Annotated in this window: 8 protein-coding genes and 1 tRNA gene; 8 read left to right on the top strand and 1 reads right to left on the bottom strand. The window is 42.8% G+C overall.

The window, feature by feature from the left end; translation table 11 throughout:
- The first annotated feature begins 325 nt into the window (after positions 1 to 325).
- Together rpsA and DK188_RS17050 are read left to right on the top strand one after the other, a co-directional pair.
- Positions 326 to 2,098, top strand: coding sequence for a 30S ribosomal protein S1 (rpsA, locus tag DK188_RS17055; protein ID WP_111672049.1), 1,773 nt, complete (start codon positions 326 to 328; stop codon positions 2,096 to 2,098).
- 167 nt (positions 2,099 to 2,265) lie between these two features.
- Entirely contained in the window at positions 2,266 to 2,862 is a 597-nt protein-coding gene (locus tag DK188_RS17050) for an outer membrane beta-barrel protein (RefSeq protein WP_111672048.1), read from the top strand.
- 45 nt (positions 2,863 to 2,907) lie between these two features.
- Here DK188_RS17050 and DK188_RS17045 read toward each other — a convergent pair.
- A tRNA-Cys gene (locus DK188_RS17045) sits at positions 2,908 to 2,978 on the bottom strand.
- A gap of 363 nt (positions 2,979 to 3,341) precedes the next feature.
- On the opposite strand from DK188_RS17045, the gene DK188_RS17040 reads away from it, so the two are divergent.
- Genes DK188_RS17040 through DK188_RS17015 form a run of 6 tightly spaced genes read left to right on the top strand, consistent with a single transcriptional unit; the run spans position 3,342 to position 11,637 of the window.
- The gene (locus DK188_RS17040) at positions 3,342 to 4,601 is read left to right on the top strand and encodes a c-type cytochrome (RefSeq protein WP_111672047.1); all 1,260 of its coding nucleotides are present in this window, start codon (positions 3,342 to 3,344) and stop codon (positions 4,599 to 4,601) included.
- A gap of 39 nt (positions 4,602 to 4,640) precedes the next feature.
- Positions 4,641 to 7,721, top strand: coding sequence for a TAT-variant-translocated molybdopterin oxidoreductase (locus DK188_RS17035; protein WP_111672046.1), 3,081 nt, complete (start codon positions 4,641 to 4,643; stop codon positions 7,719 to 7,721).
- Positions 7,722 to 7,738: 17 nt separating this feature from the next.
- A complete protein-coding gene (nrfD, locus tag DK188_RS17030; RefSeq protein ID WP_111672045.1) occupies positions 7,739 to 9,103 on the top strand; it encodes an NrfD/PsrC family molybdoenzyme membrane anchor subunit in 1,365 nt (454 codons plus the stop codon).
- A gap of 2 nt (positions 9,104 to 9,105) precedes the next feature.
- A complete protein-coding gene (locus tag DK188_RS17025; protein WP_111672044.1) occupies positions 9,106 to 9,636 on the top strand; it encodes a DUF3341 domain-containing protein in 531 nt (176 codons plus the stop codon).
- Between the two features lie 13 nt (positions 9,637 to 9,649).
- Entirely contained in the window at positions 9,650 to 10,339 is a 690-nt protein-coding gene (locus DK188_RS17020) for a c-type cytochrome (RefSeq protein ID WP_111672043.1), read from the top strand.
- A 2-nt stretch (positions 10,340 to 10,341) separates the two neighbouring features.
- Positions 10,342 to 11,637, top strand: coding sequence for a quinol:cytochrome C oxidoreductase (locus tag DK188_RS17015; RefSeq protein WP_111672042.1), 1,296 nt, complete (start codon positions 10,342 to 10,344; stop codon positions 11,635 to 11,637).
- Positions 11,638 to 11,653 lie beyond the last annotated feature (16 nt).

Here is an 11,653-nt window from a genome sequence, read left to right as displayed (position 1 = left end):
CGGGAAATTCGTTAAATTTGGGTTCGAAAATTATCCTTTAACTCTTTGCTTGCAAAGCCCCAGAGCGATCTGGGGCTTTTATTTTTGTCAAATTAAAGTAGAAATTAATTCTCGAATTTCATTTTTACATATTGTATCCCTATCGATTCGACTAGATTTCCAAGTTGAATTTTTTGCCAAGTTGACTGGAAATAAAAGAAAATCAGTACTTTTGCAGTCCGTTCGGGTGAGCGGCGTGCTTTGTGGGTTCAAGGCACTGATTTCTAACCACAAAACTTCAGTCCCACGGCTCTAAGACTGAGGCTAATCAGAGTCAAATTTTACTATGTCTAGTACAAAAGAATTTAACTGGGAAGACTTCGACACCAAAGGGTTCGGAGAAGGTTACTCCAAAGAGCAAAGAGCTCAGATGGAAGCCATGTATGCCGGCACTTTGAGCGAGATCACTGAGAAAGAGGTCATCAAAGGTGTGGTAGTAGGAGTAAATGACAAAGATGTGATCATCAACATCGGGTTCAAATCTGACGGACTAGTTCCGCTTTCTGAATTCCGTGACGTAGCTGGCATCAAGCCAGGTGACGAGGTTGAAGTATTCATTGAGGAGCAGGAGAATGCTCTGGGTCAATTGATCCTTTCCCGTAAAAAAGCAAAAATCGTTCGTGCTTGGCAGGACATCGAAGGCGCATTGGAAAACGACAGCGTGATCGAAGGTCTTGTGAAGAGAAGAACCAAGGGTGGTCTGATCGTGGATATCTACGGTGTGGAGGCTTTCTTACCAGGTTCTCAGATCGACGTGAAGCCTATCAGAGATTTCGATATCTATGTAGGTAAGAAGATGGAAGTGAAAGTGGTGAAAATCAACCACGCAAATGATAACGTAGTAGTTTCTCATAAGATCCTCATCGAGAAGGATTTGGAGAAGCAAAAAGCGGAAATCCTCAACAACCTGGAAAAAGGTCAGGTATTGGAAGGTGTGATCAAAAACATGACCAACTTCGGTGTATTCATCGATTTGGGTGGAGTGGATGGTCTCCTTCACATTACGGATATTTCTTGGGGTCGTATCAACCATCCAGAAGAAGTATTGCAGCTTGATCAGAAAGTTCAGATCGTTGTGCTTGACTTTGATGACGACAAGAGAAGAATTTCTTTGGGTATGAAGCAATTGACTTCTCATCCTTGGGATTCTTTGGCGTCTAGCCTTGAGATCGGTTCAAGAGTACAAGGTAAGATTGTCAACGTAGCGGACTACGGTGCATTCCTTGAGCTTGCTCCAGGTGTAGAAGGTCTGATCCACGTTTCTGAAATGAGCTGGTCTCAGCACTTGAGAAACCCAGCTGACTTCGTGAAAGTAGGAGACGAAATCGAAGCAGTAGTATTGACTTTGGACAAAGACGACAGAAAAATGTCTTTGGGCATCAAGCAACTTACTGAAGATCCTTGGACTAAAGGTGATATGTCTGCTAAGTATGCAGTAGGAACCAAGCACAAAGGAGTGGTAAGAAACCTAACCAACTTCGGTCTTTTCCTTGAATTGGAAGAGGGTATAGACGGTTTGGTACACGTATCTGACCTTTCCTGGACTAAGAAAATCAAGCATCCATCTGAGTTTGTGAAAGTCGGCGATGAGCTTGATGTAGCAGTTCTTGAATTGGATGTAGAAAACAGAAGACTTGCTTTGGGTCACAAGCAGTTGGAAGAAAACCCTTGGGATACCTTCGAAACTGTTTTCCCAGTAGGTTCAGTTCATAAGTGTACTGTAAACTCCAAGAATGACAAAGGTGCAGTCCTTGAGCTTCCTTATGGACTAGAAGGCTTCGCTACAGTTAAAAATCTGGAGAAAGAAGACGGTTCACAGGTAGAAGTTGGAGAATCTCTTGACTTCAAAGTGACTGAGTTCTCCAAGGATGACAAGCGAATTGTACTTTCTCATACTGCTACCTTCAGAGAAGAAGCAAAAGCTCCTAAGAAAGCTGCTGCTCCAGCTGGAAAGAAGAAAGAAGATTCAGTAGAAATCCCTGCTCAAGCTGAGAAATCAACTTTTGGTGATATCGGGGCTCTTGCTGAATTGAAAGAGAAAATGGAGGGTAAGAAGTAATTCTTGATCCCCTGAGTTAAATACAAAACGCCGGCTGAAGAGTCGGCGTTTTTTTTTGCTCGTAGCGATATGTTGATTTTTCCCGTTACTATTTTGAAGAAATTTTTAATTCTCTAATTGAAGCTTACCAGAGCGAGATACCAGCTAAAAAATGAATTATTTAGGCTATGAAAAAATATATTTTGGTTTTGACCTTTTCTTTTTTTGCAATTACTGCAGTAGGACAATCCAAGTACTCGGTTAGAGGATTTGGTGGATTCTCTGGTTCCAGAGTTGCTACTACAAAGGATTACATTGGACTCGGATCGGTAGATATGCGGGAATTTTTCGAGTTTGGGATCATCTTTTCCAGAAAAATTGGCGATAGGTTTTCTATTAATTCCGGAATCTCCTATCTGAGCTCCAAGGTCGATTTTATCCCTGGATCCAGCTGCCCTAATTGTTCCCAGATTTTGATCGCGCACAATTCGGATTTTAGGATGATCTCTGTGCCAATTTTTGCTGAATATGATCTTGGGAAGGTGTTTTTCGTCAGTGCTGGACCTCTAGTTGATTTTCAGCTTAGCGAAGGCAATAACTTTGATGAGCTTAGTGGCTTGGGTTATTTTGTCGGGATGGGTGCTAGGATGAATTTGGGGTCTTTTGATTTTTCCCTACTACCCAATTATAAGCGACATGGGGTGGTGCCTTTTGAAAAAAGTGAGGGAGCAAAGTATGTGCTCCAAGAACTTGGAATACAGCTCAGTTTAGGCTACAATTTTTGATAAAAAGCAAAAAGCATTCACCTGAGTGAATGCTTTTTTTAATTGAGGTCGAGAGCGGATTCGAACCGCTGTACAAGGTTTTGCAGACCTCTGCCTAGCCACTCGGCCACTCGACCATTAGTTTTCGGATTGCAAATGTAGAATTTTTATTCGCTCATACAAACAGTCATTTTAGATTTTAAGGTTCATGATTGAATTTGTTTTAAGCCAATTCAATGGAATTTCCCTTTTTCAAAGTCATGAAAGCTGAAAATCAAGGGTGTATGATTTCGATTCAAAAATTACATTATTTATATCGATTCTAAATAAAATCTTTGTCATTAAAGAGAATTTAATCAACTGAAAATCAATTTAATAAGGGAATATTTTCAGACTTGAAAGCTATTTTGCCCTTACCGAATTCTTGTTTGAATAATTAGCATCGGGTAGTACCTTTGCAGGGGTTAAAGAGAACCTTAAACTATTTAATTAGCTAAAATATGTTATCCAAACGCTCGTTAGTAGGGATTCGATGGAGTTTCCAGACACTGGCAGTGCTGCTTTTCATGCTGATTGGAGTTTCAGCTTATGCTGCCGATCCAGCTGTTCCAAGTAGCGATGAGGCAATCGCGGCAGGTAAAACTGTTTTTAATGCCAACTGTAAGCAATGCCATAAACTGGATCAGAAATACACTGGGCCCGCATTGCGAGGTGCCACTGATCGTGAATCCATTGAACTTGTAAAAAGTTTCATTAAAAACTCTACAGCTGTAATCGAATCTGGGAATGCGTATTACGCGAACCTTTACAAGGAATATTCAAATCTTCAGATGCCAGCTCATCAGTTTTTGACTGATGATGACCTGAATAACCTTCTTGCCTATATCGAATATGGAGACAAGGTAGATCCTAATGCTTCAACTTCCACTGTCGGAGGAGAAGCAGGAGCTTCAGGTGGAGGAGGGATTCCAAGCGAATACCTAACCATCATACTGGGCGTTCTAGTTTTGGTTTTACTTTTAATCTTGGTAGTCCTTGGATTGATTATTTCAGTACTGACCAAGTATATCAACAAGCAGGATCTTCCAGAGGATGACAAAGAATTCGTTTCTCAGAAGTTTGAGCTTGGCAAAGTTTTTAAAAGTGATGCATTCATCATTATCATCACAGCGCTAGTAATTGCATTGGTGGCTAAAACAGCGATTGATGGATTGTACTCGGTAGGTGTTCAGCAGGGATACGCGCCTTCGCAGCCGATTGCTTTCTCCCATGCACTTCATGCAGGCCAATATGAAATTGCCTGTCAATATTGCCATACCGGTGTAGAAATCGGCAAATCAGCTAACATTCCTTCGGCCAATATCTGTATGAATTGCCATACCCATATTCAAAATGTGGGAGGTAAAGAAGGAATCTCTCCCGAGATTGCAAAAATCTATGCGGCCGTAGATAATAATCAGCCAATTGAATGGGTGAGAGTACACAACCTTCCCGACTTGGCCTATTTCAACCACTCCCAGCACGTAGCTGTAGGAGGTATTGAATGTCAGACTTGTCATGGCCCTATTCAGGAAATGGAAGTGGTGGGTCAGCATAGCTCATTGACTATGGGTTGGTGTATCGATTGCCACAGACAGACTGAAGTCGCTACGCAAGGCAATGCTTATTACGACAAGTTGGTACAGCTTCATTCAGATTCTAAGGATGCTTTGAAAGTCAAAGACATTGGTGGTCTGGAGTGTGCTAAGTGTCACTATTAATTCCTTATCCTATTTGCTAATTCATTCCTAGAAATAAAAATGAAGGAAAATAAAAAAACCTACTGGAAAGGGCTCGAGCAACTCAGCAACGATCCGGAGTTTGTAAAGCATGCCGACGGGGAGTTTGCGGAACTACCCAAAACGCTAAGCGAAGATGGCAGTGCATCCCGAAGAGACTTTCTCAAAGTAATGGGTTTCAGCTTGGCAGCAGCTTCTTTGGCGGCTTGCGAGGCTCCGATCAGAAAGGCTATCCCTTATGTCAATAAGCCGATCGATGTCAATCCATCCATCCCGAATTATTATGCGTCGACATTCGCCTCAGGCGGTGACTACGCTGCCGTAGTTGTAAAAACAAGAGAAGGTCGTCCTATCAAAATAGATGGCAATGAGCTTTCTCCGGTCAATAAAGGTAAAGTTAATGCCATCGTAGAAGCTTCTGTGCTTTCTCTATACGATAAGCAGCGATTGACTGGCCCAATGATCGGTGGTGCTGCTGCGGAATGGGCAGCCGTTGATACGGAAGTAAAAGGAAAGCTGGCATCTGCTGGGACGGTGAAAATTGTCGCAAATACAATCCTTTCTCCATCTACTGAAAAAACATTACAGGAATTTGCAGCAGCTTATGGCGGAGCAGAAGTCATCATGTATGATCCTATCTCCAACTATGGTATAGCTAAAGCATCTGAATCATTTTATGGTTCAAGCGTGATTCCTTCCTATCATTTTGATAAAGCAAAAACCATCGTTTCCTTCGGAGCAGATTTCCTAGGTACTTGGATTTCTCCAATAGAATTTGCGGGTGCTTACGCTAAAACACGGAAAATCAGCAAGGAGAAACCTGAAATGTCAAGACATTATCAGTTTGAATCCAACCTGTCCATGACTGGTGCTAACGCCGATTACAGAACTCCGATCAAAGCTTCTCAAAGCGGATTGGCAGTATTGGCACTATACAATGCGATTGCGAGCAAATCCGGTGCGGCTACGGTAACTGCTCCAAAAGTAGAAATTGCCAACCTTGACAAAGCGGCTGCGGATCTTTTAGCCTCAAAAGGTGCTTCTTTAGTCGTATCTGGATCAAATGATCCGAACGTTCAAATCGTAATTCATGCAATCAATGAATTGCTCGGCAATAATGGCTCAACGGTAGACTTCACTACGCCGGTTTTCTTCAGAAAAGGAAATGACGAGCGAATGAATCAGTTTGTCACTGAGCTAAAAGCAGGTCGTGTGGGAGGAGTTGTTTTCTACAACTGTAATCCGGTATACGACCATGCTCGTGGAGCTGAAATCGCAGAGGGAATTGCCAAAGCAAAAGTAAGTATTGCCACTAATGGTACATTGGATGAGACTTCATCTTTGGTACAGGTTGTAGCTCCGGATCATCATTTCTTGGAATCTTGGAATGACTTCGAGCCTAAATTCGGTCATTACTCTTTGGCCCAGCCTACTATTTCTCCACTTTTTAAAACCCGTCAGGCCCAGGATTCATTCTTGGTATGGGCTGGTTCAGCTACTACTTACTATGACTTCTTGAGACAAAATTGGGAATCCTCAATTTTCACTCAAGTGGAATCAGGAGGCGAATTCCAAGAGTTTTGGGATCAGTCACTATACAATGGTGTCCTAGCTTCCAATAAATCTGCTACTGCTCTAACTCAAGTTGGTGACGCCTCAGCTGCTGCTTCTGCCGTTGCTCAAACGTACAAGGCTGACAATGCGGGAGCTGAATTGGTAATCTATTCTAAAGTTGGTATTGGAAACGGCGCTTTTGCCAACAACCCTTGGCTTCAGGAAATGCCTGATCCGATCACTAAAGCCACTTGGGATAACTACCTGACTGTTTCCCAAAAATGGGCTGCGGAAAATGGTGTGACCATGTTTGAGGAGAACACCAAGAAAGCTTCAATTACTGTCAACGGTAAATCTTTGATCGTTCCGATTTTGATTCAGCCAGGGCAGGCGAATGGAACCTTTGGATTGGCGATCGGCTACGGCAGAACCAAAGCAGGTAGAGTCGCTGACGGAGTAGGTGTGAATGCCTATGATCTTCTTGATGCTTCCAAAGGATTTGTAAACTTTGACATCACTACCGGAGTAGAGGTAGCGGTGACTGGTGATTCCTATAAGATCGCCCGTACGCAGACGCACCAGACTTTCATGGGACGTGAAAACGTCATTCAAGAATCTGTGCTTTCTGCCTATAAAACAGATGCTTCTGCAGGAAGATACAAGCCTGAGATATACAAAGACGGAGAATTTGTGAAGCCGTCCAAACTTTCTCTTTGGAAAGGTCACCAATACAGCCAACATCACTGGGGTTTGGCGATCGATATGAACTCTTGTATCGGTTGCGGTGCCTGTACTGTTGCTTGTCAGGTTGAAAACAACGTGGCAGTAGTAGGTAAGCAGGAAGTACTCAACAGAAGAGAAATGGCTTGGATCCGGATCGATCGATACTATTCTTCTGATGCTCCTGCTGATGATCTTTCAGGAATGGAAGTGGCAGCGGAGAATCCTGAGGTCACCTTCCAGCCGATGATGTGTCAGCAGTGTAACAATGCCCCTTGCGAGACTGTATGTCCTGTGGCAGCTACTACGCACTCTTCAGAAGGCTTGAACCAAATGACTTACAACAGATGTATCGGAACTCGTTATTGTGCCAACAACTGTCCGTATAAAGTGCGTCGATTCAACTGGTTCAAATATCACGACAATAAAGATTTTGCTGGAGTGAACATCGCTCAAAACGATGACTTAGGCAAAATGGTTCTGAATCCTGACGTAACTGTACGTGTACGTGGAGTTATGGAAAAATGCTCCATGTGTGTCCAGCGAATTCAGGCAGGAAAACTTACTGCCAAGCGTGAGAAAAGGGCTGTACAAGATGGTGAGATCAACGTAGCTTGTGCTGTAGCTTGTCCTACCGATGCGCTGGTATTTGGCGATATGAATGATCCAAACAGTAAAGTATCCAAACTTCTGAAGATTGAAGAGACTACTTCTGCATTGAAAGAAGTGGGAGAGGAAAGAGCCTACCACGTGCTGGAAGAAATCAACGTCAGTCCAAACGTGTGGTATTTCACCAAGATCAGAAATAAAGAAAAAAACGAAGCGTAATCATAATTTTATAAACTATGCAGGTTACTTCATCCGTACGCCAACCGTTAGTTACCGGAGGTAAAACCTACCATGATGTGACACATGATGTGGCACGTCAGGTAGAGGGCAAACCTTCCATGCTTTGGTTTTTGGCTTTCCTCACCGCAGCTGGAGTTCTGGCACTTGGTTCATTAGCCCTTATCGCTACTCTCTGGGAAGGGATCGGTATGTGGGGTCTAAACAAGACTGTAGGCTGGGCTTGGGATATCACCAACTTCGTGTGGTGGGTTGGTATCGGTCACGCCGGTACACTGATCTCAGCGGTATTGTTGCTATTCAGACAAAAGTGGAGAACATCCATCAACCGGGCAGCGGAGGCAATGACCATCTTCGCAGTTATTTGCGCAGCAATGTTCCCGGTGATCCACATGGGTCGTCCATGGTTGGGGGCTTATTGGGCTCTTCCGCTTCCAAATACTTTTGGATCACTTTGGGTAAACTTTAACTCTCCGCTTCTTTGGGACGTTTTTGCGATCTCGACCTATTTCTCAGTTTCGTTGGTATTCTGGTACATCGGGTTGATTCCTGATTTTGCTACCATCAGAGATAGAGCTACTGGTTTAAGAAAGACTATTTACGGAGCACTTTCCTTCGGTTGGGATGGAGCTGCTAAAACTTGGATGAGGTACGAATCCGTGTCCTTGATTTTGGCTGGTCTCGCTACTCCGCTTGTACTTTCTGTACACACTATTGTATCTTTTGACTTTGCCACTTCTGTAATTCCAGGCTGGCACACGACGATCTTCCCTCCATACTTCGTTGCTGGAGCGATTTTCTCAGGATTTGCGATGGTGTTGACCTTGATGATCATTACCCGAAAAGTGTTCAAGCTTGAGGATTACATCACCATTGGTCACATCGAGTTGATGAATATTGTAATTATCATCACAGGTTCTATTGTAGGTATTGCCTACATCACGGAATTTTTCATCGCATGGTATTCTGGAGTTGAGGCTGAGCAATATGCATTTATCAACCGAGCTACCGGACCGTACTGGTGGGCTTATTGGTCAATGATGACTTGTAACGTTATCTCCCCACAGCTTTTCTGGATCAAAAAAATCAGAACCTCCATCATTGCGACTTTCGCCTTGTCTATCGTAGTGAATATCGGAATGTGGTTTGAGCGATTTGTAATCATCGTGACCTCCCTTCACAGAGATTACCTGCCATCATCCTGGGCGATGTTCTATCCGACTTGGGCTGACGTCGGAGTTTATATGTTCACCTTTGGTTTGTTCTTTACCCTGTTTTTCCTTTTTGCGAAATTCTTCCCAGTAATCAACATGGCTGAAGTGAAGTCTGTATTGAAATCTTCATCTGAAAAAGTGCTTAAATAATCATGGAAAGAGACACACATTTTATTTTAGGAGTGTACGACGATGAGGACGTATTACTTCATGCGGTAGAAAAAGTAAGGAGCAAAGGTGTAAAAATCCATGAGGTATATACTCCATATCCTGTTCACGGTTTGGAAGATGTACTTGGTTATAAGCGGAGCCGACTTCCAATCGCAGCATTTCTTTTTGGAATGTTGGGAACTTCGTTGGCGATGACCATGCAGTTTTACATGATGCGGTTTGATTGGCCAATGATTATTGGTGGTAAAGATTATGCTGCTTTTCCTGATTTCATTCCAGTGGGTTTTGAGATGACAGTCCTTTTGGCTGCATTTGGTATGGTCGGTGTTTTTATGATCAGCTCCAATCTCAAGCCTTGGGCTCAGCCAAGAATATTTGATGTAAGATCTACAGATGACAAGCATATCATGGCTATCGATCTTGCTAATAACAGTGCAATGGAAGTAGAAAAGATCCGCGAGATCTTAGCTTCATCCGGAGCCACTGAAATCAATAAAAAAAGTTTTGAATAGAAAATCCGGATATATGAATATTGCAAAAGCATTAATTTTCGGAGGTTCTGCATTAGCCATATCAGTATTGGCAGGATGTAAGGCTGGTGGTGAAAACCAAGGGCTGGAATATGCGCCTCAGATGTATCATTCCGTGGCCTACGAACCTTTGACCCAAATCAAGGATGAATCTCAAGGGTCTTGGCTATCTACAAGAGAAGATGGCAAAGGCGAGTTTTATAACTCCAATGGATATAATCCGCATGGGATGAACATGAGGGAGCCGGTTGCAAATACAGTTCCTCGAAACAAGCAAGGCTACCTGCCCTACAGACTAAAGGCATTTGAACTGGAGCAAGCTGCATTAATCGAAAATCCTATCGAATCTTCAGAAGAAGTGTTGAAGGCAGGAGAAGCGCTTTACTTGCAATACTGCAATGCGTGTCATGGAAAAGGCGGTCAGGGTGATGGTAAAGCCGGTGAGGTAATCGGTGGTGTAGCTAACCTTACTGGTGGAGCTTATGTCAATCTCCCTGAAGGACATATTTTCCATGTGATCACCAAAGGTAAAGGAAGAATGGGAGCTCATGGTTCTCAGATTCCTGAGGAAAGCAGATGGAAGATCGTTCACTATGTTAAACAAGTTATCCAAGGTCAAACTGCTGCAGCTCCAGCTGCGACTGCAGATTCTACCATGGTAGCACAAGCAACCCCAGCTAATTAATCATGGCTCATCACGGCGAACAACATTATAACTTAGATCAGCGGTTTGATTTCACTGCTGCTACTAAAAAGTCTATCCTTACTGTTCTAGTAATAGGTGCGATCCTTTTGGGGATCGGAATCGTACTGGCAATGACTGGCGGAGGCCACGAAGAAGCCGGTGAAGCTGGAGGACATGCCTTCCATTGGTATGAAAGGCTTTATGCTAACCTCTGGATCAATAACGTATTCTTTACAGGTATTGCAATCGTAGGAGTTTTCTTCTTTGCAATTCAGTTTGCAGCGCAGGCAGGTTGGTCTACTCCTCTTTTGAGGGTGATGCTATCTTTCGGTAACTGGCTTCCATTTGCAGGTATATTGATGCTTGCTACTTTCCTTTTTGCAAATCATGATTTGTTTCACTGGACTCATTCCTATCTTTTTGATAAAAATGATCCTCAGTACGATTCAATCATTGATGGGAAAGGTGCGTTTTTCTTTTGGCCAATGGAAAAAGGAACATTCCCGATTTTCTTCATTGTAAGAATGGTGCTGTTTTTTGGACTTTGGGTGTTTTTCTTCAAAAAATTCCAACAAATCAGTGATCAGGAAGATCAATTGGGAGGCAACTCGCATTGGTTCAAAATGAGAAGCTGGTCGGCTTTCTTCCTAATCTTTTTTGCAGTTTCTTCTTCAGTTTCTGCTTGGGATTGGGTGATGTCTATCGATACGCACTGGTTCTCTACCTTATTTGGATGGTATGTTTTCGCTTCTTGGTTCGTTTCTGGACTTTCAGCGATTACGTTATTGACTATTTTCCTCAAGGGTAGAGGATATTTGGAAATGATTAACCAAAACCACATTCATGACATGGGTAAGTTTGTGTTTGGTTTCTCAATTTTCTGGACCTACCTCTGGTTTTCACAGTTCTTGTTGATCTATTATGCCAACATACCTGAAGAATCAGTTTATTTTATTGAAAGATTGTCAAGCGACGTGTATGGACCGTTCATTTTTGTAAACATCGGTCTAAACTTCTTCCTACCCTTCCTTGTTCTTATGACTAGAGATGCGAAGAGACACGGAATTTTCCTTAAGGTAGTTTGCTCGATTCTGTTGGTTGGTCACTGGGTGGATTTCTTCTTGATGGTTCAGCCAGGTACCTTGGGACATAATGGAGGAATTGGATTTATGGAAGTAGGAATGTTCCTTGTATTTGGTTCTGCGGTGGCATTGGTTGTGTTAGGAGGTCTTGCGAAGAAAAATCTGATCGCTAAAAATCACCCAATGCTTGAAGAAAGCTATCATCATCACATTTAATAATTATCCGAAAAAA

This window comes from Algoriphagus litoralis, assembly GCF_003259255.1.
GTDB classification, from domain to species: Bacteria; Bacteroidota; Bacteroidia; order Cytophagales; family Cyclobacteriaceae; genus Algoriphagus; species Algoriphagus litoralis.
Note: the sequence above shows the minus strand (reverse complement) of the source record. Positions and strands in the feature narration are given on the sequence as shown.